The sequence below is a fragment of the Occallatibacter sp. genome (assembly GCF_049582745.1).
Classification (GTDB): domain Bacteria; phylum Acidobacteriota; class Terriglobia; order Terriglobales; family Acidobacteriaceae; genus Telmatobacter.
The window spans coordinates 115,862-139,424 of the sequence record NZ_JBAUUO010000062.1; the positions used below are offsets into that span (position 1 = coordinate 115,862).

General features: G+C 56.3%; 14 protein-coding genes and 1 pseudogene. All 15 read right to left on the minus strand.

Annotated features, from left to right (window positions below; genetic code table 11):
• Positions 1 to 49 precede the first annotated feature (49 nt).
• The 15 genes and pseudogenes from WCA10_RS09240 to WCA10_RS09310 all read right to left on the minus strand — a co-directional run bounded on the left by WCA10_RS09240 (position 50) and on the right by WCA10_RS09310 (position 23,533).
• Positions 50 to 2,563 (minus strand): glycogen/starch/alpha-glucan phosphorylase, encoded by a 2,514-nt coding sequence (locus WCA10_RS09240; protein WP_472822216.1) that lies wholly within the window; start codon positions 2,561 to 2,563, stop codon positions 50 to 52.
• Entirely contained in the window at positions 2,553 to 3,239 is a 687-nt protein-coding gene (locus WCA10_RS09245) for a DedA family protein (protein WP_472822217.1), read from the minus strand. Before WCA10_RS09245 ends, WCA10_RS09240 begins: the two co-directional genes overlap by 11 nt.
• Complete coding sequence (locus WCA10_RS09250; RefSeq protein ID WP_472822218.1) at positions 3,236 to 7,687, minus strand: efflux RND transporter permease subunit; 4,452 nt, start codon at positions 7,685 to 7,687, stop codon at positions 3,236 to 3,238. Before WCA10_RS09250 ends, WCA10_RS09245 begins: the two co-directional genes overlap by 4 nt.
• On the minus strand, positions 7,684 to 8,874 hold the full coding sequence (locus tag WCA10_RS09255; RefSeq protein ID WP_472822219.1) for an efflux RND transporter periplasmic adaptor subunit: 1,191 nt from the start codon (positions 8,872 to 8,874) through the stop codon (positions 7,684 to 7,686). The genes WCA10_RS09250 and WCA10_RS09255 overlap by 4 nt, the downstream gene beginning before the upstream one ends.
• Before the next feature lie 418 nt (positions 8,875 to 9,292).
• Positions 9,293 to 11,707 carry a phosphoketolase family protein gene (locus tag WCA10_RS09260; RefSeq protein ID WP_472822248.1) on the minus strand — a complete coding sequence of 805 codons (2,415 nt, stop codon included), beginning with the start codon at positions 11,705 to 11,707 and terminating at the stop codon, positions 9,293 to 9,295.
• Between the two features lie 93 nt (positions 11,708 to 11,800).
• Positions 11,801 to 12,454 carry an RNA polymerase sigma factor gene (locus tag WCA10_RS09265; protein ID WP_472822220.1) on the minus strand — a complete coding sequence of 218 codons (654 nt, stop codon included), beginning with the start codon at positions 12,452 to 12,454 and terminating at the stop codon, positions 11,801 to 11,803.
• A gap of 203 nt (positions 12,455 to 12,657) precedes the next feature.
• Positions 12,658 to 13,746 (minus strand): sigma-54 interaction domain-containing protein, encoded by a 1,089-nt coding sequence (locus WCA10_RS09270; RefSeq protein ID WP_472822221.1) that lies wholly within the window; start codon positions 13,744 to 13,746, stop codon positions 12,658 to 12,660.
• A gap of 87 nt (positions 13,747 to 13,833) precedes the next feature.
• The gene (locus WCA10_RS09275; protein ID WP_472822222.1) at positions 13,834 to 14,157 is read right to left on the minus strand and encodes a hypothetical protein; all 324 of its coding nucleotides are present in this window, start codon (positions 14,155 to 14,157) and stop codon (positions 13,834 to 13,836) included.
• Between the two features lie 185 nt (positions 14,158 to 14,342).
• Complete coding sequence (locus tag WCA10_RS09280) at positions 14,343 to 14,723, minus strand: hypothetical protein (RefSeq protein ID WP_472822223.1); 381 nt, start codon at positions 14,721 to 14,723, stop codon at positions 14,343 to 14,345.
• A 121-nt stretch (positions 14,724 to 14,844) separates the two neighbouring features.
• Entirely contained in the window at positions 14,845 to 15,477 is a 633-nt protein-coding gene (locus tag WCA10_RS09285; protein ID WP_472822224.1) for a response regulator, read from the minus strand.
• Positions 15,478 to 15,501: 24 nt separating this feature from the next.
• The gene (locus WCA10_RS09290) at positions 15,502 to 17,952 is read right to left on the minus strand and encodes a sensor histidine kinase (protein ID WP_472822249.1); all 2,451 of its coding nucleotides are present in this window, start codon (positions 17,950 to 17,952) and stop codon (positions 15,502 to 15,504) included.
• Positions 17,953 to 18,270: 318 nt separating this feature from the next.
• Positions 18,271 to 18,765, minus strand: a pseudogene (locus WCA10_RS09295) (two-component regulator propeller domain-containing protein); the annotation flags it as partial.
• A 33-nt stretch (positions 18,766 to 18,798) separates the two neighbouring features.
• The gene (gene glgX, locus WCA10_RS09300; protein WP_472822225.1) at positions 18,799 to 21,003 is read right to left on the minus strand and encodes a glycogen debranching protein GlgX; all 2,205 of its coding nucleotides are present in this window, start codon (positions 21,001 to 21,003) and stop codon (positions 18,799 to 18,801) included.
• Complete coding sequence (locus tag WCA10_RS09305; protein ID WP_472822226.1) at positions 20,996 to 23,077, minus strand: sigma 54-interacting transcriptional regulator; 2,082 nt, start codon at positions 23,075 to 23,077, stop codon at positions 20,996 to 20,998. The genes glgX and WCA10_RS09305 overlap by 8 nt, the downstream gene beginning before the upstream one ends.
• A gap of 90 nt (positions 23,078 to 23,167) precedes the next feature.
• Positions 23,168 to 23,533, minus strand: coding sequence for a hypothetical protein (locus WCA10_RS09310; RefSeq protein ID WP_472822227.1), 366 nt, complete (start codon positions 23,531 to 23,533; stop codon positions 23,168 to 23,170).
• Positions 23,534 to 23,563 lie beyond the last annotated feature (30 nt).

Genomic DNA, 23,563 nt, shown 5'->3' on the forward strand with positions numbered 1-23,563 from the left:
GTCAGTCTCATTCGAACTCCTTTCAGGGTCGCTGTCTCAAGACGGCGCATTAACGCGTTTGATTTCGGATTGGACAGGGTTCCAAACCCCAGATCTCGGTTGCGTACTCATGGATTGTGCGATCGCTCGAGAATTTACCGGACGCGGCAACGTTCAAGATGGCTTTGCGAGCCCATCCATCACGATCTTGATAGAGGGTCCGAAGCTGCTCGTCAGCATCCAGATACGATTTCAAGTCAGCCAGATGCATGTAGTGATCGGTCTCTAGCAGAGCATCGCGCAAAGGGGTAAATACTCCTGGCTCATTCCGACTGAAGAAGTCACTGAATATAAGATCGAGGGCTTCGCGGGTCTCGTGCTCGTTCTCGTAATGCCACAGCGACCTGTACCATGAGCGGCCGTTCATCACTTCTTCAGCGTTGAGACCGAACAAGAAAAAGTTCTCCTCCCCTGCCTCCGCGGCCATCTCTATCGTCGCGCCATCACGCGTACCGATTGTCAGGGCGCCATTCATCATGAATTTCATGTTGCTGGTGCCGCTTGCTTCGTAGCCGGCGGTCGAAATCTGATTGGAAACATCGCTGGCCGGAATCAGATGTTCAGCTACGGAGACGCAGTATTCGGGAAGGAACAAGACCTTGAGACGACCGCGCACTGCGGGATCGCCGTCGATCGTTCCAGCAAGGTTGTTGATGAATTTGATGATCAGCTTCGCGAGCCGGTATGCCGGAGCGGCCTTACCTGCGAAGAGGAAGATGCGGGGATGCATGTCGAGCCCGGGATTCTGCCGCAGCCTGTTGTAGAGCACGACGACCCTGAGCGCATTAAGCAATTGCCGTTTGTACTCGTGTATGCGTTTGATCTGAGAGTCGAAGATTGCGTCCGGATCGAGAATCTGCCCTGTCGAATACTTGTACCAGGCGCAGAATTGATTCTTCGCAGCTTGCTTCGCATTCATGAATGCAGCACGAAAGCCGCTGTCATCTGCGTAGTCTTTCAGCCTTCGCAGCTCCATCAGATCGTTTATCCATGCGTCCCCGATCGCCTCGGAAATTACGGCCGAGAGCGCGGGGTTACACAGGTTCAGCCAGCGACGTGGCGTAATGCCGTTGGTCTTGTTATTGAAGCGTTCGGGATACATTTCGGCAAGGTCCCTGAGTGTTGTCTTGCGCAAGAGATCCGAGTGGATCTCGGCGACTCCATTGGTGCTGTGGGATCCAACAACGGCGACATGAGCCATCCGAATTTTCTTTCCGCTTCCCTCTTCGACGAGGCTGATGCGGCGGACGCGCTCTTCATCGCCCGGGAACCGTCTGCGAACGTCGCTGAGGAACCGGCGATTGATCTCGTGAATGATTTCGAGTTGGCGGGGAAGCATGTCTTCAAGCCATGAGACAGGCCACTTTTCGAGCGCCTCCGGCAACAAGGTGTGGTTGGTATAGGCGAGCGTGTTCTGAGTGATGTGCCAGGCGTCATCCCACGCCAGGTGCTCCTCGTCAACGAGAATCCGCATGAGTTCCGGCACCGAGAGTGCAGGATGCGTGTCATTCATCTGAAAGGCTACCTTGTCTGGGAACAAGCTCCAGTCAGAATTGAGAGCTTTGAATCGGCGGACAGCATCTGCGAGAGAGCAAGCGACGAGGAAGTACTCCTGCATGAGGCGCAGGCCCTGCCCCAGGAACTGTGAATCGTCGGGATATAGAACGCGGGTCAGGGTCTCTGCAGAGAGTGCCTGTGCAAACGCCTCGATAAAGTCACCATGAGAGAACTCCTCGAAGTTGAAGTAGTCCGATGCAGACGCAGCCCAGAGCCGCAGGGTGTTGATCGTCGATCCTCCGTAACCAATGACCGGCCGATCGAATGGGATTCCGATCAGAGTCGAAGGTCGACCCGGAACCGGGCGCAGACTGCCTCCGGTCAGTTCGAAGGAGCAGCCCAGGTGGACTTCTACTTGCTCGTTGGGACGAGCGATCTCCCATGGATCGGGGGAACGGAGCCAATTGTCTGGCGATTCCTGCTGCCATCCATTTCGAATGATTTGCCGGAATATCCCGTATTCGTACCGAAGTCCACAACCCATCGCGGGAAGCTGCATGGTTGCAGCAGACTCGATGAAGCAAGCTGCCAGTCGCCCTAACCCACCGTTCCCTAAACCGGCGTCGGGCTCCTGCTCGAGGATTTCCAGAAGGTTCAGCCTCCTGTCCTGAATCACATCGTTTGCAAGCGGGCCAAGAAGAAGGTTGGCAACATTGTTTGCCAGCGATCGGCCGATGAGGAACTCCATGGAGAGGTAATAGAGCCGTTTGCAATTCTGCTGCTGATAGGTCTTCTCAGTGAGCAGCCAACGCTGCGAGAGGATGTCTCGCACAGACCTAGCCAGAGCTTCGAAGCGGTCGCGCATGGTTGCAGCCGTTGGATCCACGCCATTGTCGAAAAGAAGATGCCGTTCATACAGCGCGTCTCTGGTTCCCGCAAACTGTACAGGTCCGCACCCATATTGAGCCTTTAAAAGCGCCAGCGGGTTTGTGGGCGCCAGCCTTTGCTCTGTCCTATTAGTTGCCATCTTTTCCCCCTCCAATGACGCCACACGCTGGGTGTAACGAGTCCTCGCAATCAAACGGCGACGCAACGCGAGTGGTGCGGGTCTTCTGGATTTGCTGGGTTAACTTCCTCACGAGCAAGTATCCGCAGAACCCGATGATCGCAACAACAAGGAGTAGCTTTCCTGCGTGGGAGAGGTATCCCGCTGCGCGATCGAGATCGTGGCTGAATACATAGCCGGCCCCGCCGTAGACGCAGGCGTAGAGAGCCGCTCCCATAGAGTCGAAGACCAGGAATCGGATTCTGCTGGTGTGCGAGAGTCCTGCGAGGGGGGGCGAAACAGCGTCCAGCAACGGCACAAACTTTGATACCAGCAGGATCGGTGGTCCATACCGCGCGAACACGCGCTTGGCTCTCCGGTCGTGGAAATCGGGATCACGCGTGAAGCGGTGGATCAAGTGCAATACCTTCGCGCCGCGGCGCCGTCCTGCCTCGTACCAGATCCAGTCTGCTGAGACGCAGGCGATGATGGTCAGACCGATCACGGCGGGAAGGTCGAGTTTCCCTGCCGAGGCAAGCGCTCCTGCAGCAAGCAAAAACAGCGGCCCAGGCAAGGGTATTCCCACCTGATGTGCGAACAGGGCAACGAACAGGAACGAATACCCGTGTTTGAGGACAAACTGGAGGATGGCCGTCACTGGCGACCTACCGTGCGCAGCAGTTCGGCTTGAGCTACGACGCGTTGCATCTGCGCATCGAAGAGAGTCGCTTTGGCGTCGGCGAGTTGAGCCTGCGCTTCCTTGAGAGCGGATTCCGTGGCCGTTTTCGCTACCACCTGGTTGTTGGTGATACGAACCAGCTCTGCACGAACCGATACGTTCTCACGGGCAGCGTCTAATCCCGTCTCCGATCGATGAATCTTGCGAACCTCGGAGTCAACATCCATGTGGACCCTATTCTGCGTCGCATGAAGGTTCTGTTCCGCCTCCGCCACCTGGCTCCTGCGCTCGCGAACCAGTCCTATGCGCTTGCCGAATTCGGAAATCGTCCATTCGCTGTGGAAGCCGAGGACATAAGCGTTCTGCGGCAGCAGGGGCGCTCCATTCTGATAGGTGTGCTGAACGATGAATGAAACGTCCGGTATGTACTCCGCGCGTGCCGCATGTAATCCCGCGCGTGCTTTCTTTACTTCCTGGCGGGCTGAAAGCAACTCCGGATTGTGCGCCGCAGCCAGGATCTCGGCATCCGTTGCACCTGATTCAACAGCAAAGACTACTTCCGCCTGCTCCATCGGTTCGACGAGCTCCGTGTTGGTTTGCAGGGGTAGACCAGTCGTGTCGTTGAACGAATTGGTCAGGTCCGCAATCTGGTCTTCAAGCGAGCCAAGCTGATGGCGTGCTTCTGCGATTTCAGCCTGCCCCTCGAGAACCTTGACCTGAAGCACCACACCGCCGTGAGCCGCGTCCTGAGCTTCCTTCAGGCGTGATTCGCCGGCCATCAGGCGCAACTCAGCTGCGTGCTTGCGTTGCTGTGTTGAAAGGAGCCCGTAATAGAGCCTCTTCAGGTTCAACGAGACTTCATTGCGTGCGCGACCGAGGTCATTGTGCGCAATACCTGATTCAGCTTGGGCTGCGCTAACGCCTGGCTGAATCTTGAACATCTGCGTTAGCGGTTGGGACACGGTAGTCTGCGTCACCTGAAAGTCCTGCTCGCCGAGCTCAATCTTGACGTCCTTGCCCGGCAGCGGTCCTGTCGCGGAGTAGGTTCCAAGCACACCCTGCTTTATCGTCAGGAATTCGGTTTCACCAGTGTGCATAGCGTTAGTCTCGTTCTTCGCTGTCGGGAAATAGTTGGCTCGTGCCTGGACCACTCTGGCATCTGCTTCGCGCGCCTTCTGCTCGGCGATTCGGACTGAAGAGTTCTCTTTCATTGCCAACTGCAAGGCTTCTTCCAGTGTGACGGTTCGGCGCTCCGGTGCAGTGGAAGACGGCTGAGAGCCGGAGGTGGTTACTTTCTGTGCCTGGCTCTGTGATGAAAACCCGACCATGAGCAAGAGCCCTGCTGCAGCCGCAATCGCAGATTTCGACACTTGGGTCTTTTTGGTGTTGACCACAACGAACAACACCGGAATGACCACAAGGGTGAAGAACATCGATCCCAGCAGGCCAAATGCGATGACGCTTGCCAGTGGCGACCACATCGTTGACCGGGAAAGAATCATTGGAGTGACGCCGACTGCCGCCGCCATCGTAGTCAGGAAGATCGGGCGAAGCCGCCGTTCTCCCGCTTCGAGAGTGGCCTCCTCCAGTGGAATCCCGTGCTTCATCCGCTCGTGAATGTAATCGACGAGAATGATCGAGTTGCGAACAACCAGACCACCCAGGCTGATCACGCCGATGAACGCTGTGAAGCCGAAGGGATTGTGTGTAACGAACAGCCCCAGCGCTGCTCCGGGCAGGGCCAGAGGAAATGCAGCCATGACGATGAGCGCGTCTGAAAGAGTGCGGAATTGCAGCAGCAGGATGAGGAAGATCAGCACCAGGCTTATGCCGAGGGCAACTCGCATCTCGCCGAACGTCTCGCGCTGGTTCTCATTCTCACCGCCATACTCGATGTGGTATCCGGCTGGCATGTCCAGGCCACGAATCTGCTTTTTGGCGTTCGCGAGAATCTCGCTGGCGAGCACTCCGTTATCCGGAAAGGCGCGCACCGTCAACGTTCGGACACCGTTGCGGCGCACAATCCGGCCTGGGTGCCATTGAGGAGAGAGAGAGGCCACAGCATTCACGGGCACCCGAGCCCCCGTTACCGGCGACAGCACATAGGTATCGGCAATGTTCTGGAAGCTTTGCCGCTGCGCAGGATTCAGGCGAAGGTCAATGTCCACATCGCGATCTCCTTCCCAGAACGTCGAAACCGTCTCGCCGTCGAAGCTGCCAGCCAATTCATTCGCAATCGTTGTATTCGTGAATCCGAGCCGGTTTGCGACTTCCTGACGTAGATCCACTCCCGCAAGCATCTGGTCCTCATGCCAATCCGTGTGGATGTAGATCGCACCGGGAGTGTGGCTGAGGATGTTCTCCACCTGATCTCCCAGAGCGCGCAATGTGTCCAGATCTTCGCCCACAATGCGGACTTCGACAGGAGCCTCCATTACATCGCCTTGCTGGAGCTCTTTCACGAACACCTTCGCTTCGGGCACGGCGGCCGGCAGTTGCTCTCGGAGCCGGTCGACTAGCTTTGGCGTGCCCTTGACGGTGTGCGTGTTGACGAGGATCTGCGCGAAGTTCGATGCGGTAGGCACCGGGTTCACGTTGTAGTAGAACCGTGGAAAGCTGGACCCAAGGAAGCTTGTATAGCTATGAACCTCCTTTTCCTTGCTCAGAGCGGATTCAATTTTGCGCACAGTGGCGTCCGTCGCTTCGATGCGCGTTCCCTCGGGCAGCCACACGTCTAGGACGAACTGATCACGTTCGGCCAGGGGGAAAAACTGCTGGCGAACCAGCGTAAGGATGCCGATGCCGGCGATAAAGGAAATTATCCCCGCGAGCAGTACTTGCTTACGATGTCCCATCGCCCAGGAGATGATGCGGTTGTAGTAATTCTGCATGTAGTCCAGCGCGGTGGGTTTCTTCTCCTTCTGCTGAACAGTGGGGTCATGCAGGCCTTTCTTGATGAATGCGCCATTGATCATTGGCGTAAGCATCATCGCGACCACAAATGAGACGCTCAGGGCAACTGCAACTGCAATGGGGAGAGCGCGAATAAATTCACCGCATGCTCCGCTCAGCAGCAGCAGAGGAAGAAACGATGCAATGATCGTCAAGGTTGCGGCTAACACTGGGACGGCCATATCGGTAGCGCATCTCCAGCATGCCTCCGCGATCGGCACCTTGTGATCGAGCAGTTCGACATAGTTGTCGGCGATTACGATCGCATCGTCCACCACCATGCCGAGCACGACGATAAGGCCTGCGATTGATACCTGGTGTAGTTCGATTCCTGCGGCGTTGAGCATTCCAAAGGTGACGGACACAGTGACAGGAATCGCAATCGCGGATACGAGTGCAACCCGCATGGGAAGCAGCACCATCGTGACAAGAATGACGGATATGATGGCAATCCCGAATTCGCGCGTGAAGTCTCTGACGCGTTCGGAAACAACTCGGGGTTGGTCGGCAACAAACTCCAGCTGAACGTCTGGCGGCAATGTAGATTGCACTCGCGCCAGGGTTTCATGTAATTGTTTGCCGAACTCCACGATATTGTTGCCTTCGTGCATCTCCACTGAGAGCAGGATGGTCGGTTCACCACCCATTCGCGCATACTCTGTTGGGTCCTTGTAGACACGGTGAACGGTCGCGAGGTCTCCGAGGTAGATCGGTTGACCTGCGGGAGACACGTCGACCATGATCTGACGAATTTGATCTTCGGTCTGGAACGGACCATTTGCTTCGATAGGAAGCTTGCTGTCTCCTCCGGGAACACGGCCGCCAAAAGCTATGGTGTTGCGTCCCTGCAAAGCCTGCTCAACCTTCCGCGGATCGACTCCGTACTGCGAAAGTCTCTCCCACGAGCCTGTAACCTCGATGCTTTCCTTCTGATCACCGATGCGCTTGATTTTTGACGCAGCGGGAATCGTGCGAATCGCGCTCTCCACGCGCTGGGCATAGTCCTTCAACTCGCGATAGCCATAATTGCCGCCCTTGACCGCGATGAGAGCAGCCACAGTATCGCCGAAATCGGAGTCTACGATTGGCCCTCGCACGCCGGAAGGAAGTTCTGTCTGCTTCAACTGAGCCATGTCGAGGCGAAGCTTCGACCAGAACTGGTCGGAGTTCTTGACCGACTTGTTCAGCTCCACATTGATGATTACGAGGCCATTGCGCGATGTGGAGTAGGTCTTCTCCCGCCGCACTTCCTCGAATCGAAACAGTCGCTCTTCAATTTTGTGAGTGACCTGGCTTTCCACTTCTTCTGCCGTGGCGCCGGGATAAGCCGCGATCACGAGACCGGTGCGGATGGTGATCTTGGGGTCCTCGCGGCGAGGCATGGTCAGGAACTCCATGACGCCGCCAATGAAGAGCATGGCCGTGAGAACAAGTGTTACCTGGGGGAAGCGAAGAGATGCGCGGACCGGATTCACTGGCCACCTCCAGCAACGCGAACCAAAGAGCCTTCGTGAACGTTTTGCTGGCCGGCCACGACGATCTGGTCATCCGGCTTCAAACCGGTCTTAATCTCGACCTCATCGGCGATCAAGTCACCTACTTCTACACGGCGAGCAAAGACGCGCTGTCGAGTGGGATCGTAGACGTATACGAATGGGAGGCCGCGAACATCGCGGACGATAGCCAACGTTGGAACTGCGAGTACGTCAATCATTGTCGAGTCGTAGACACGCGATTCGCTGATCATGCCGGCGCGAAGAACATGGTTAGGATTGGGGACAGCAATCTTCGTAGTGAACGTGCGCGACACAGAATCGGCGAAGTAGCCGACCGCTTCGACTGTTCCGTCAAATTGACGATTGTCGAGCGAGGGTATGGTCACAACCGACCGCGCGTGCTCATGCACCTTTCCAACTTCCGATTCAGGAATTCCGACCCGCACCTTCACGGGATCCAGGTCGAGAACGGAGAAGACGGGATACCCGGGAGCTACGGTGTCGCCAACGTTCACATGACGCATACCGACGAAGCCGCTGATCGGCGCTCTTAATTGGCAGTCGCCGAGGTGCTTCGTAGCTTCGCTCAACTGGCCATTTGCTGCATGCGCTTGAGCCCGTGTTGCCTGCTTCTCCTCCGCGCGTGCTCCCTCGAGCGCCATGTTGAAGCGTTGCTGTGACACGAGATAGACGGCTTCGATCTTGTGGAAGTCGTTGGCTGCGAGGCTCTGATGATCGTAGAGGTACTTCTGCCGCTGATATTCGTCTGCAGCGCGCTCGTAGTCGACATGCGCCTGCTCGAGTTCCTGCGCACGGACGCCATTTCTCGCCTGGAGTGCCGCAGCTTCGGCAGCATCCGCTTGGCCGAATGCCGACTCGTAGGCGTTGCGGTAGTCGGAGCAATCCAGCTCAGCCAACACCTGGCCGCGCTTTACGAGCTGTCCCTCTTCCGCGAGGACACGCGCCACACGCCCGCCAACCTGGAAGGCGGTTTGCGCTGTTACGTTCGCTTCCACGGAGCCGCTGGCAGCAACCGAAGACGGCTGATGCAGACGGTGTGGAGCGCGAAGCTCAACGGGCGTAGGCTGATCCGCTGCGGCAACAGGCCTGGTATGACAGCCGGCAATCGGCACAACCGAAGCGCAGACCAGTGCAAGTGTCCGCATTAAAGGTAGGGAACCGGTTTTACGATCAATGCAGAAGAAATTCATTTCGACACCTTTCGGGTGCATATGCACGCCGGGAGAATATGCAAATTAGCGTCGCACGGGCGCTGATGATTTACGTCGAGATCCGAAGGGCCCTAGCGACCTCACGAGCCCCACGTCTATGTCCTTGCAGGCAAGATGCCAAACCGGTCGAACAAGTCAGGTGCCTTGAAAATCAATCGACTGAGCGAAACCGCGATGTGACTGATATTGTCAAGAGTCACAACTGTCGACGCCGCTTTGACAGTCATACGAGTGAAGCGGGAGAGCACGAACGTCGAGCATGTCGATTGGTGAATTGTTAGTTCGCTCGACGCTTCCACTCGTGCTCCCCAGGGTGGCATAATCAGTTCGCCACTTAGCTAATGAATGGTCTCTACCCCATTGGCTGCCACTTCCACCCGCTTATCTCCGAACTATCAACTCCGTGCTGATAGGCATGGTGCTGGCAGGCAATCTGCTGATCGCGGAAAGCTTCTTTCGCGTGTGATCCGATGCGCTGCAGCTTGGGGATGCGATCGATTGCATCAATTGCCAGGCTGAAACGATCGGTCTGGTTGTTGATGGCCAATTCCATGGGCGTGTTGATATTGCCTTTCTCCTTGTATCCGCGCACGTGCAGGTTTCGATGATTGGTGCGACGGTACGCGAGACGGTGGATGAGCCACGGGTAGCCATGGAAGTTGAAGATGATGGGCTTGTCAGTGGTAAACAGCGCGTCGAAGTCCGCGTCCGTAAGACCGTGCGGATGCTCCGTGCTCGGCTGCAGCTTGAACAGATCCACGACATTGACGAAGCGGATCTTCAGGTCAGGGAATTGGCTCATCAGCAGCTCGGTGGCTGCAAGCGCTTCCTGAGTCGGAATGTCGCCCGCCGCGGCCATCACAACATCCGGCTCGCTGCCCTCATCGTTGCTGGCCCACTTCCAAATTCCGATGCCTTTGGTGCAGTGGGTGATGGCAGCGTCGATGTCAAGGAACTGCAGGTGCTTCTGCTTGTCGGAGACGATTACGTTGATGTAGTTTTCCGATCGTAGGCAATGATCGGCTACAGACAAAAGACAATTCGCATCGGGAGGCAGGTAGATCCGCGTTACTGCCGCACTCTTATTGAGCACTACGTCAAGGAAGCCAGGGTCCTGATGAGTAAAGCCATTGTGGTCTTGGCGCCAGACTGTTGATGTAATGAGCAGGTTAAGCGACGCTACCTTCCGACGCCAGGACAAGTTGTTACAGATTGAGAGCCACTTCGCGTGCTGATTGAACATGGAGTCGATCACGTGAACGAAGGCTTCGTAGGAAGACAAGAATCCGTTTCTCCCCGTGAGTAGATAACCTTCGAGCATGCCTTCCATCGTGTGTTCGCTGAGCATTTCGACAACACGCCCGTCAACCGCCAGCTCCGTTCCATTGCTGTCTTCCGGAAACGTCTCGGCGATCCAGAACTTCCGCGAGGCCTCGTAGATCGCGTCCAGCTTGTTCGAGGTGTTCTCATCGGGGGCGAACACGCGAAATGATTCGAGGTTTCGCTTCATCACGTCGCGAAGGAAGGCGCCGAGAGGCGGAACATTCTCGACTTCTTTCGAACCGGGACGCTCGATGGCGACTGCGTAGTCGCGGAAGTTGGGCAAGCGCAGCTTCTTCCTGAGTTCAGCATTGGTGTGGAGGCTGGCACTCATGCGCCTGCTACCGAGTGGCGCGAATTCGGCGATCTCGGGAATCAGCTTGCCCGATGTACCAAAGAGCTCCTCCGGTTTGTAGGACCGCAACCAGTTCTCAAGAAGTTTGAGGTGTTCGGCATTCGTCTTCACATCAGCCAGCGGAACCTGATGGGACCGCCAGAAGCCTTCAATCCTTTTTCCATCAACCTCGACCGGTGCTCCCCATCCTTTCGGGGAGCGCAGCACCACCATCGGCCAGCGGGGGCGCGTAGCGACGCCGGTCTTTCGGCATTGATCCTGGTGCGCGCGTATCTCCTCCATGCAGCGCTCCATGGTTGCCGCCATGGCCTGGTGCATTCTCTCGTGCTCGGAACCTTCAACGAAATACGGATTCCATCCGTATCCTCGGAGCAGTTCTTCGAGTTCCTCATGACTGATCCGCGCCAATAGTGTCGGGTTGTTGATCTTGTAGCCATTCAGATGAAGAATGGGCAAAACCGCGCCATCTCGAATGGGGTTGAGAAACTTGCTGATGTGCCAGGAAGTTGCAAGCGGGCCGGTCTCGGCCTCGCCGTCTCCTACGACTGCCGCAACAATCAGGTTTGGATTATCGAAAGCAGCGCCACAGGCGTGAGAGAGAACGTAGCCGAGTTCGCCTCCTTCGTGAATCGATCCGGGCGTCTCTGGCGTGCAGTGACTCCCGATTCCGCCTGGGAATGAGAACTGCTTGAAGAATTCGCGAAGGCCTCTCTCGTCCTGGCTCTTGTCCGGATAGATCTCGCTATATGTTCCTTCCAGATACACGGGAGCCAGAACGCCCGGAGCGCCATGGCCGGGTCCAGCGAGGAAGATCATCTCGGCATCGTGCTTACGAATGATGCGGCTCAAATGGGTATAGATGAACGCCAGGCCCGGGCTTGAACCCCAATGTCCGAGAAGGCGGCTCTTGATGTGCTCCGGTCTCAGCGGCTCACGCAGCAACGGGTTTTCCTGGAGATAGATCATTCCAAGCGCGAGGTATTTGCAGGCACTCCAATACGCATCGATCTTTCGCAGTTCGTCGGGAGTAAGAGGCGACCCCGCCACTGTCGCCCGCGCCGCCCCATAGGCACTCAGGGTTTTCGGCGACATCTCAGTCATCGTAAGAAGGCCCATTTCAGATTCCTCGCTTTCAGGTTGTAGCCAGCGCACCCGGCTGTTTAAGGATGATTCGCTGATCGCTGGTCAGCGGCAAGCGTCAGCAAAGGAGATCCTTTGCCTGATCAAGCCAGTTCGCATTTTTAGTCGCGCCCGAAGAAGTCGGGTCTTGACCGTACTGATCTTCAGCCCCAATTGTTCAGCGGTTTCCTGCAGTGATTGCTCTGTGCCGTGAAATTGCCGGACCAGTTCGCGGTAGCGCGGCGGCAGCCGATCCACTGCGACGCACATGCGTTCGATAGCCTGTCTCTTGATGCACATCTTTTCGGCATTTGGTGATTTATCGGGAAACTCCCACTGCCACTCGGGGTTGTCATTGGGCTGAGAGTCGTATGACACTTCGGAGCGGACCCTCCGTTTGCGCATCAACATGAGGGCTGTATTGATAGCGATTTGAGTGAACCACACCGAAAAGGTACATACGCCCCGAAATCGCTGAAGGTTCATGAACGCTCTGCAAATGGATTCCTGCATCACATCTTCCGCGTCCTCCCGATTGCGAAGCATTCGGAACAGCCTCCTTTGCACGGGAGCTGCATGTCTGCGGCAGAGTTCCGCGAACGCACACCCGTCGGAGTTTCTCGCCGCCGCGAGCAACTCGGCCTCAGAAGCCTGAGAGTATTCGGAGCCTGCGATCGAGGTAGTCAACTGCGACTGCCAGATTGGTCCGGAGTTCGCCATTTCACTTCTCCCTCTTAGAGCCCGTCAGAATTGCCCAAACGAAGGCTCTGTCTGTGGATTTGCATACGAGGAGGTAGAGTTCGTCACTCTTGCTGATTGCAATTAACCTGCCACCGAAAATCGTTGAAACTAAGGGGCCTCGCAAGGGAAAGCGGTGAAGTACTTGACGCTATCCGGGCATCTGACGCAATGGCGGCAGTCGATCAGTTGGGCAGACAACTCCCGCGCAGGCCGGCAGACGCGTAGTCGGCCTTTTCAATCCCGAGGCGCTGCATCTTTCTTTGCAGCGTGGTTCTTTTGAGGCCCAACACCTCAGCTGCACCACCGCGTCCGGCGAGCTTGCCATCTGCCGAGCGCAGAGCATCAAGGATGATGTTCCTTTCCATGTGGTGAAGGGTGTGTTCTTGGGGCACCGGAGGGATGCATGGCGAATGCAGTTCTGCGAGCGGTGGCGTGAGAGTGTCTCCACGGCTGAGAATGACCGAGCGCTCGATAAAGTTCTTCAGCTCGCGAATGTTTCCGTGCCAGGGGCAGCGCACCAGTGCGATCATTACGTTCTCTGGGATATTACGGATTGTCTTCCCCATACTCCTTGCGAACATGGAGACGAAATACTGCACGAGGAGCGGAATGTCCTCAGCCCTCTCGCGCAAAGGCGGAACGTGAACGGGGAACACGTTGAGCCGATAGAATAGGTCCTCGCGAAACTTCGCGTCGCGGATCATCTCGTGCAGGTTGCGATGAGTGGCGGCGATGATTCGCACATCGACCTTGATTGTCCTGGCACTTCCCAGGCGTTCGAATTCCTGCTCCTGCAACGCGCGGAGCAACTTCGGCTGCAGTTCAAGACTGATATCGCCGATTTCATCCAGGAACAGGGACCCCTTGTCGGCGAGTTCGAAACGACCGCGCTTCTGCATCAGAGCGCCAGTGAACGCGCCTTTCTCGTGGCCGAACAGTTCGCTTTCCAATAGCCCCGAAGGTATCGCCGCGCAGTTCATGCGCACTAAAGGTTGGTTACGTCGAGGACTGAGGTTATGAATCGCGCGGGCTATCAGTTCCTTACCTGTTCCCGTATCGCCGTGAAGGAGAACGGTAGAGGCCGTAGGCGCGACAATTTCGATTTGTTCAAAGACTCTTCGCAGTGCTCGGCTCTTTCCCACGATGTCCTCAAAGCAGGGATTCGCGCTGACATCCCATTCTGAAACCGAAGAATCAGCTTCAGCGTCACTCATCTTTGGTGCATCTGTCGGAATGAATTCCCTCAAGTCGGTCCAAGCATCCGTTGCCATTCGCGTCTCCTTTCCGGTTTCGCCGAGGCTTTGAAATGCGCTGGAGCATCGATCGGTCGCAGCGCTGCAAGATCGTTTGAGAACCAGTCAGAAATCAAATCTTGAGTCGATGCTGAACGGGACGAGGTTGAAAGCCCAGCCCACCATGGCTCCTGCGATGCGGCAGTTATCAGCCGTTGGAGGGTTGGTCGAGAATGCAAGATCCTCGGCGTTCCTATGGAGTTGATCTGCGACGCTTCTAAGATGCGCATAGGGAGCGGTCGCCGTGCGCGTCATTACCGCGTACGATCCCTTGTCCGTATACCGTTCGCCATGTTGTAGAGTCTGCATTTTCGATAATTCCCTTCTGTCACCATTGAGAAGCACCCAGGCGAAGACCAGCGAGAAGAGCTGATCTTTGTCTGCTTCCATCGCCCATGATTTGATCCGTGCTATTGGGCGGTGACTAGATTGCTGACATTCTGTCTGTAATCGCTAGGCAGCGATACTCCAGATCGAGGCGAATCACAGGCTGTGTAGTGGGATCAAGCCGCCTCTGTGGGAAGAAATCGGAGGCTTGTTTGCGGGAGGTTGGATGCCTATTTCGGGTGTGAGTACTACTTCCTGCGCGCAGAAGGCTCGATGCGTTTCCATCCAAACAGGCGAGCATCGACAGACCACAGGCCGGGGCCAAGCATGGCCAGAGCGGCTGCGATTATTGCCATCAGCAGGTACATCAATCGGTCTGCGGGTATGGCAATCATCCGGCAGCTCTCAAACAGGGCCACAAGCGTACCGACAATGGGCGTGTACAGACCGAGTATCAGAAGCAGCGCAGCGATCCCGAGGAGCACCGATGTAAAAGAGATGCTGAGGGCCGAATGATTCAGCTGAACAGAATAGGCGCTGCTGACCAGTGCGAGCCCGACGGCGAGCCGCATCAAAATCAGACCAATTCCGGGCCATCCACCTGCGAACGTTGAATATAAGCGCCGCAATGGACGCACCTCTCGATTACGTATTTATCTTCGTAAATATTTCATGAAAGCGATATCCCAGAACTAGGTCTGATCACGCCTCTTTTGAGGCATCAAAGGAGATCTTCCGAGGAAGAGGCGTCTAGAGTTCGATAATTCCGCGCTTCAGAGCGATTGTTGTGGCGTGGGTCCGGTCGCTTGCGCCTAGCTTCGAAAGAATGCTTCGCACCCGGCTCTTCACCGATTCTTCGGTGGTAGAGAGCTGATCGGCGATTTGTTTGTTCGCGTTGCCCGCAGCGATAAGACGCAGCACGTTGACCTCTGCCGGGGTCAGTGCGTCGTCAGTCGAATGCTCAACGATTTCCAGCGACGCCTCCGGCGAGACCGTCCTTTTGCCGGCATGTGCCGCGCGGATCGTATCCAGCAGTTCCTTGTGCAGAGCATTCTTGAGAAGGTAACCCTGGGCACCTGCCTTGAGGGCCCGCACAATCTGAGTGTCGCTTTTATAGGTCGTCAGCATGATGATCTTCGCATCGGGAAATTCATTGCGAATGGCAATGAGCGCATCAAGCCCGTTCATTTCCGGCATCTGCAGATCCATTACGGTAACGTCCGGCCGATGCGTTCGAAACAGCTGTATGGCTTCACGGCCGTCACTTGCCTGGCCCACCAGGATCATGTCCGGCTGAATAGCAACCAGTGCGGCGATTCCCTCGCGCACGATGGGATGATCGTCGACTGCAAGAATTCGAATTCGAGCGTTATCGGTACTCATGGCGTTGTCTCTCGATTCAAGCCGCTATCTTCGTCTCACTAACTCTGAAAGCCAAGAACGCTTTGCCGGGCTCAGATACGATGCTTCGGCAGGAATGCGCAGTTCTAGTTCGGTTCCCGTTTCAAGCTCGCTCCAAACCACCAGCTTTCCCCCTATAGCATTAGCGCGTTCTCTCATACCGGGCAAGCCAAAGTGCCCTTCGCGCCCATGCCCGGACAGAACCGCCGGATCAATTCCTTTACCATCATCCCGCACGCGCAGGCGGAACTGCTGATTGTCATATCGAATTTCAACCTCGATCTGCTGAGCCCGGGCGTGGTGAAACGCATTCCGCAACGCCTCTGTGGCGATCCTGTAGATTTCATCGCGCAGGATCGGATGCAACTCTCGCGCCTCGCCTTCAACCGTTACACGAAATGCAGGAGAGCCGTGGTTGGCTGGATCATTTGCGAGTTCCTCACCTAGCGTATTTATCGCGCGGGCTAGATCATTCGTTTGCACCACAGAGGCGCGTAATCCCTGTACCGCGTCCCGCCCTTCTGTGATCGCCTCCGCAGCCCGCTCTATCGTTCTGTCCAGTTGTTCCTTCGCTTCCACCGGGCGCTCGGGAAGCAGTTGGGAAACGATTTCAAAGCGGAGCATCAAGCCATGGAAGCTTTGCAGCAGGGTGTCGTGAAGGTCTCGTGCGATGCTTGTCCGCTCGCCGACACGCGCATCCAACGTCAGGGCGAAGTCATGGTGCAATTGCCTGAGCCTGAGTTGGTAGATCGCCCACACCAGGGCCAGAACGAGAACTACGCACAGGGCGCGGAACCAATTTGTCTGGTAATAGGCCGGCGCGATCGAGAAGTTTAGCGAATCGCCCACCTGATTCCAAACGCCGCTGTTATTGCAAGCTATGACGCGAAACCGGTAGGGGCCGGGGCGCAGGTTCGAATACTGGACTTGGCGGTCATTTATCACCTCTCTCCAGTCGCGATCCTGCCCCTCAAGCTTGTACTTGAAACGAATCTTCTCCGACGCCGCGAGGCTGAGAGCGGTGTAGTGGATCTCGAGATCGCGGGTGAGCGCCGGCAGGCGAAGATTTAAAGGCGCTGCTCCTGGCAAGTTCTGCCAATAGGTTTTATGGTCCGCTATGATTTGCTCGATGTGGACCGGAGGCGGGAGCTTATTGAAAGCAAGATGATGGGGATCAACCACCTGGACGCCTTCTCCTATCAGCATCCACAGTCTGCCGTCGATTGATTTCGCAAAGGGCGGACCGTAAGAGTTGGGCGACGATGAGTGAAGCATAACGCCGTCCGCAGCATCCCATACCGTCGTTCCAATCCTACGCGTCGGGTCGGCGATCCAGGCGTCCAGTTCGGCCCGCGCAATCCGCAGCAGGCCGCAACCAGCGTATAACCATAACGAGCGATCATTGTCCTCTAGCGACCAGTGAATGGTATTGCACGGCAAACCGTTCCTGGTGGTCATTGTTGTAATGTGACCATCTTTAATGCGGCTAAGCCCGCCATCTTCTGTTGCCGCCCACACTGCTCCATCGTGATCGAGTCGAAGACCGGGAACATGGCCTTTGCCTAGCCCGTCAGCGACGGTATAGGACGCGCGAACTTGACCATCCTTGAAATACTCGACACCACCGTCGTTCCAAAATGAAAGCCATAGCCCGCCCCGCTCAGGATCGAAGACTATGACTTTTGCTTGTTGATGTCGTCCCAGTGCTGACCAGGGGAAATGCTCGATCAAATGTCCGTCATGTAAGTGGGAGAGACCGCTGTTCCCTGAAAGCCAAACGTCGCCCGCCTTGCTTCCTGTAATGGAATACACCTCTGAACTGGGCACGCCCGTGACTGTGATGAACCGGTTGTCCTTGAGGTAGCCCAATCCATGCCCCGCGAACGTCGCCCAAGTTTGACCTCGATCATCCTGAAACAGCGACTGCACGTAACCATCCGGTAGTCCATCCGCTTTTCGTAGAATGGTAGCTTGTCCACCCCTCCATCTGGTCAAACCAAAGTAGGTTGCCAGCCAAACGCTTCCGTCAGCGCTTGCGACCACGGAATCAACTGCATCGCTGGACAGACCTTGTTTGACAGAGATGGTCGTGGCTGGGAGTTCTCTAAAACGGTCGATTCCTCCGGTAGTGGCCACCCAGATATTGCCTTCGTGATCCTCGAACAGACTCATCACAATGTCGCCTGAAAGACCATCCGACTTTCTGAACGTGTCTGCCCGGCCATCATGTACATGGATGAGTCCATGCGCCACCGTTCCGATCCAGAGACCACCATCGCGATCGCGGAGCAACTTATTCGAATCAACTTCTCGATCCCTGAGCACCCTTTTCGGATGGATTGGGTCTCGAATCGGAAAGGGTTCGACTCTGTCATCAGTGAACTGCTGGAGCCCTGCGCCGTTAGCCGCAATTAGCGGCATCCCGTCTTCGCTCTTCGCCAGGTCGCTGATTCGCACATGCGGCATCGGATAGTGCTTTGGAGCGCCGGGTTTCCATCGCCAAAGTCCTGCTTCGGAACCGGCCCAGAGAGCGCCTGAGGCGTCCTCGGCCAGTCCCCAGACAAACGACCCGAAGGCGTAACCCTGCGAATAGCACTGCGCGCCGCCTCTTCGGATTGCGCAAAGCCGGCCGGTATCAGTCCCCAACGAGCCGCCGAGCGTGCCAGCCCATACCGTTCCCTCCCGATCCTCAAGCAGTGATGTCACGAAGCGCTTATCAAATTCCGGATAATTGGTGAGCCTGACGCCGTCCCAGCTTGCAAGGCCACTAAACGTGCCTATCCACATAGTGCCGTCGCGCGTAACCAGCAGGCTGTAGGCACCTTTGTCCGGGAGATGCTGACCTGCGGGTGGTTGCCAAGCGACCCTGCGAACGCCATCGAAACGAACCAGCCCGGATTCCGTGCCAAACCAGAAATACCCGTCGGGCGTCTGAGCCATCGCGTAGATATTTCCCAGCGAGAACCCGTCGCGATTAGTCCACTCAGTGTGTGCGTACTGGCTTATGTCCAGGGATGGATTGAGCGCCCGAGCAGGCGTTCCACCGAAAACGCAAATCGCTCCAATTGCGATCAGGAGCTTCCGCGTCTGCAGCTGCCACGCTTGACGGAGCCCAACACTCCTGCATGGGCCACCGCGAACGGCAGCCTCAGAGCATGAAAATGCGAGCACGTCCAGGCGGCGGACACTCATCTTCTTACCTTGCCAGTTGAAGAATCGCCGGACTAGCAGGAGTCTGGTAGCCCGTAGTATAGCTCCGATGTACGCCATTCTTGCGCCAGGCTGGAGCGCTTTACGGAATCTTCACGCCCGATTTAGACCGGGTGATCTGTGCTTGCAATGAACTCCCGGACCTGTAATCAGCACTACGACTGAGTGCGCGCCAGCGCGATAAAACGGCGTAGGCACAGCTTCCTCTTGATCCCAATCGGCAACATCCTGAGGTGATTCGAGCGAAGTGTCTATCCATCTGAGCCACGGCCCAAGACCGGGCGCCAAGACGGGCAATTCGAAATCGAGCGATTCCCAATATGCATTGAAGATCAGGTACGCAAGAACGCCCTCGTTCTTCAACTCACCGCAGATTGCGATTGCATGCGAGTCAGCAGACCAGTCTGGCTGGTTCAGTTTCACGCCGTGCCAGGTGTGTTTGGAATCCCGGAGCACCTGTGTGAGCGGGCTGCGCGAGCGCTCATGTTCCACGTCTCGCAATACTCTTCGGCGATTGAGCAACTGGACGAATCGAAGCAGGTCCGCATGCCGCGACACTCGCTCCCAGTTGAACCAACTTGTGGCATTGTCCTGACAATAGGCGTTGTTGTTACCCAGCTGAGTACGCCGAACCTCGTCGCCGATCAAAAACATCGGCACACCGACAGAAAGCAAGGTAGTGGCTAGGTAGTTCTTGACCTGCTGATTGCGGAGTCTCTCCATTTTCGCATCATCCGTTATGCCTTCGAACCCGCAGTTCCAGCTTCGGTTGTCTTCACGTCCGTCTCGGTTGTCCTCACCATTTTCATGGTTGTGCTTTTGGTTGTAAGAGGTGAGGTCGTTGAGAGTAAAGCCGTCGTGGCAAGCAACGAAGTTGATGCTCTCCTCGGCCTCTCGGCGCCTGTAAGCATAGATCGCGGGGCTGCCCAGCAGCCGATCTGCCATCCGTCCCGCGGAGCCATTCGCGCCGCGAAAGAAGTCGCGAACATCATCGCGGAAGCGATCGTTCCACTCTTTCCAGCTGTCTCCAACAAAGGTGCCTACCTGGTACAGCCCTGCCGCATCCCAGGCCTCTGCGATCATCTTGGTTCCGGCCAGCGCAGGATCAGACTCAATGTCCCACAGCACCGGCGGGTTCGGCATCACCGCGCCAGATGAGTCGCGGGCCAGAATGGAAGCCAGATCAAAACGGAAGCCGTCCACATGCATCTCGGTGACCCAGTAACGGAGGCTGTCGACGATCATGCGCCTGACGACCGGATGGTTCGCATTCAAAGTGTTGCCGGTCCCGGTAAAGTTCGCGTACTGCGATCGATCATCACCCAGCAGGTAATAAGTCGGGTTGTCGAGACCCCGGAAGGATTGTGTAGGTCCGTCGTGCCCGCCTTCGGCTGTATGGTTGAAAACGACGTCCAGAATCACTTCAATTCCAGCACGGTGAAGCGCCTTGACCATGTCGCGGAACTCTCGAACAACCGCGACGGGGTCCGGATCGGAGCTATATGCCTGGTGCGGGGCAAAGAAAGAGACGGGAGAGTAGCCCCAGTAGTTCGTCTTTCCCGCTGGCGCATCCTGAACGTCGAACTGAAACACTGGAAGTAACTCAATCGCCGTGATGCCCAGCTCTCGAAGGTAGGGGATCTTCTCGATCAGGCCGGCGAAAGTGCCGCGCTTGTGGGGCTCAACTCCCGAACTCGGATCTGCCGTGAAGCCGCGAACATGCATCTCGTAAATGATGGTGCGCGACCAGGGAAGGTTCAGCCGCACGTCTCCGGACCAGTCATAAGAGCCAGAGTCTATCAGCACGCTTTTCATGGCAGCCCCAGCATTATCCCCCTCCTGAGATGCTGCGTCGCGGCTGTAATCGTCCGGGCAGGCAATGGCTCGACCGTATGGATCGAGAAGCAATTTGAGGGGATTGAACCGGAGACCCTGATGGGGCTCGAACAGCCCATGAACCCGGTATCCATAGATCTGACCCTCTTTCAGTCCGGGCACAAAGGCGTGCCAGTAGTAGTAAGTGCGATTGGAGCACGGATCGAGGGGGATCACGCGGATCGGGCGACTGTCGCACATTCGATCGAAAAGGCACAGTTCGATTCTGGTTGCGTTCCTGGAGAAGACTGAGAAATTGGCTCCGCCGGATACCAGTGTGGCTCCGATGGGAAAGCTATGGCCCGCCGACACGCCGTTTTCTTCCCGCACGGTTCCGCGTACTTCGCCAGGTACATCAAGCACCCGGACGTTTAGCTGGTTACTGCCGTCTCGACCCGGCGAAAGGAATCCGCTGTTAGACATAATCGGCTTTAAAGATGCTCAGCCGTTCCATCTTGCGCTGCAGAGTCGTCCTCTTGAGGCCGAGGCGTTCTGCCGCTCCACCTGGTCCGGACAGCTTCCCGCCCGCTTCGCGTAGGACTCTGACAATCGCCTCGCGCTCCATGGCGTGAAAGGTCGTGCTGGATTGCGTCTCTCTGATGGGCGCACTCTGCCGCAGTTCGGATGTCGGAGCCGCAAGCGTCTCGTCTCTGCTGAGGATCACTGACCTCTCGATGAAGTTCTGGAGTTCCCTGACGTTACCTGGCCAGCTAAAGGCGTTCATCGCGCTCATGACTTCGTCGGGAATCACTCGAATCGACTTCTTCATTTTTCGCGACAGTGTCGCGACAAAGTAATGGACGAGGAGGGGAATGTCTCCCTTTCGTTCGCGCAATGGTGGTATGTGTATTGGAAACACGTTCAACCGATAGAAGAGATCCTCTCTAAACTCTCCTTTGCGCACCATGCCCGGAAGGTCACGGTGGGTCGCGGCCACCAAACGCGTGTCTACCTTGATCGTGTTGTTGCTGCCGAGCCTCTCAAACTCGCGCTCCTGCAAGACCCTGAGCAGCTTGGGCTGTAGTTCAAGTCCGATATCTCCGATTTCATCGAGGAAGAAGCTGCCATCGTGAGCCAGTTCGATCCTCCCTCGCTTTTGTGCCAGGGCTCCTGTAAAGGCGCCTTTCTCGTGCCCAAACAGCTCGCTTTCCAAAAGACCGGACGGAACCGCTGCGCAGTTAAGCCGGACAAATGTGCGATCCCGCCTGTTGCTAAGGTTGTGAATCGCACGGGCAATCAACTCTTTTCCTGTTCCGCTCTCGCCAATCAATAAGACAGTCGAGTCTGTCGGCGCAACAATTGCCACCTGTTCAAGAACGCTCTTGATGGCCGTACTCTTGCCAACAATGTCTTCGAAGTTGTACTCGGTCTGTAATTCGGATTCCAGGTACTCTCTTTCGTGCTCAAGTCGGCGGCAGGAAAACGTCACCTTCCGGTATGCCAGCGCGTTCTCGATCGCCAGAGAGATCTGGTTCGCGATCTGTGAAAGCAACTCGAGATCACTCTGTTCAAACGAGTCCGGTTCCCGGCTTCCGAGAGAAATAATGCCAAGCGGACCTTTGTTTCCGACCAACGGAACACAAACGACGCTAACAATGGAACTTTCTCGAAGAGCCTTCGCAATCGGTTGAGGAAACTCGGCTATTTTGTCAGGACCAAAAATGGCTGCCACCCTCGCACGCATGTCGGAGAGCGCTTCGCGGCTCAAGCTTGAGGTGGTCAGATTTTCGTGGAGGCCGCGTCCGCTGCCGAAATCGAGTGTCGAAAGCTCCAGCTGCTGCATTCGTTCGTCGAACAACCAGAAGCTTGTGAGCTCGTTATCGAAATACGCACGCATTGATTTGGAGGCAGCGCGAAACAGGTCATTCACGTCGAGGTGCGCGATGGTGTGGTTGTTAATCTCGAGAATCAGCCTGAGACGGTCGCGCTCGTGCGCCAGATTGCGCTTCAGCGATTCAGATTTCTCCACTGCTAGCGCAGTCTCCAGCACATTGCCAAAGTGCATTGCGACGGAGGTCATCAACTCCAGATCCCGAGCGTCGCACTCATTACCAGAGCTGTTCACGATGATCAAAATTCCCAGATGTCTTCGGGCGCTTGACACCGGGAACATATAGGCACTGCTGGATCGCGCCAGTTGGGTGGCCTCGAGCAAGCCTGGAACTAGCTCGAGTTCGTGTGCCAGGCACGCCACGTACCTGGGCTTTTGGCTCTCGAGGACGGCCGCCAGCGTTGTGTTCTGGAGGGGGAACTCCCGGCCCATCAGGTCGTCTCCGTCGGCCACTTCGGATTCAAGCGCATAGACTCTGGCGCTCCGCCCATCCTCGTTTGCCAGGAGCAGAGCGATGCGGTCAAAACCTACGATCCTCGAGAGCAGGGTCGAGACGCTGCGCAGGGCCGTCTGTACGTCCGATTCTGACGCCGCGAGCAGACCTGACACTTTAAGCAGCGCATGATATCTGTGCTCGCTCGCCAGAATATCGCCTTGATTGCTCATCGTGAACTCCTCCTGCTGCAACATGCCGGGATTACCTCCAAATGCTGATGGATGACCGTGGGTTCCACTGTCAAGTACACGTCAAATGCGCTAGTTCTCCGGTGCCTTGTGCTGTTCTTTCTGGGCTCGTTTTGCAAGCTGCTTCAGTATTTGCCTCGTGAAGACATCTATCCCACGGAATTTAGCGCCCTCAAGGATGAGGCTGAGCAACACGTCTTCACCTTCGCGGCTGATGATTGTTAGGCCGCGTATGTCAATTACCAATTCGCAATGATTTGCGCGGAGTTGACGCTCTCTGCAGATTTTCTGTAGTTCCTCGGTCCAGGGCGGCAGAAGTTTGCCCTCCAGCACCAACAGGCACCTGGTTGGGCTTTCGATTGTCGAAATCTTTAACATGTCAGTTACCACCTGGGAGAGTGCAACTGCCATGCCAAACCGCAACAGGTCATAATCCATTTGATTTGCGCGTACTTACATCCATCCGCT

Bases quoted from the DNA above. Each gene is read 5' to 3' on its own strand.
- glgX (WP_472822225.1), bottom strand. From the start codon at position 21,003: ATGTCTAACAGCGGATTCCTTTCGCCGGGTCGAGACGGCAGTAACCAG.
- WCA10_RS09310 (WP_472822227.1), bottom strand. From the start codon at position 23,533: ATGGATTATGACCTGTTGCGGTTTGGCATGGCAGTTGCACTCTCCCAG.
- WCA10_RS09265 (WP_472822220.1), bottom strand. From the start codon at position 12,454: ATGGCGAACTCCGGACCAATCTGGCAGTCGCAGTTGACTACCTCGATC.
- WCA10_RS09260 (WP_472822248.1), bottom strand. From the start codon at position 11,707: ATGTCGCCGAAAACCCTGAGTGCCTATGGGGCGGCGCGGGCGACAGTG.
- WCA10_RS09255 (WP_472822219.1), bottom strand. From the start codon at position 8,874: ATGCGGACACTTGCACTGGTCTGCGCTTCGGTTGTGCCGATTGCCGGC.
- WCA10_RS09305 (WP_472822226.1), bottom strand. From the start codon at position 23,077: ATGAGCAATCAAGGCGATATTCTGGCGAGCGAGCACAGATATCATGCG.
- WCA10_RS09285 (WP_472822224.1), bottom strand. From the start codon at position 15,477: ATGAGTACCGATAACGCTCGAATTCGAATTCTTGCAGTCGACGATCAT.
- WCA10_RS09270 (WP_472822221.1), bottom strand. From the start codon at position 13,746: ATGGCAACGGATGCTTGGACCGACTTGAGGGAATTCATTCCGACAGAT.
- WCA10_RS09240 (WP_472822216.1), bottom strand. From the start codon at position 2,563: ATGGCAACTAATAGGACAGAGCAAAGGCTGGCGCCCACAAACCCGCTG.
- WCA10_RS09275 (WP_472822222.1), bottom strand. From the start codon at position 14,157: ATGGAAGCAGACAAAGATCAGCTCTTCTCGCTGGTCTTCGCCTGGGTG.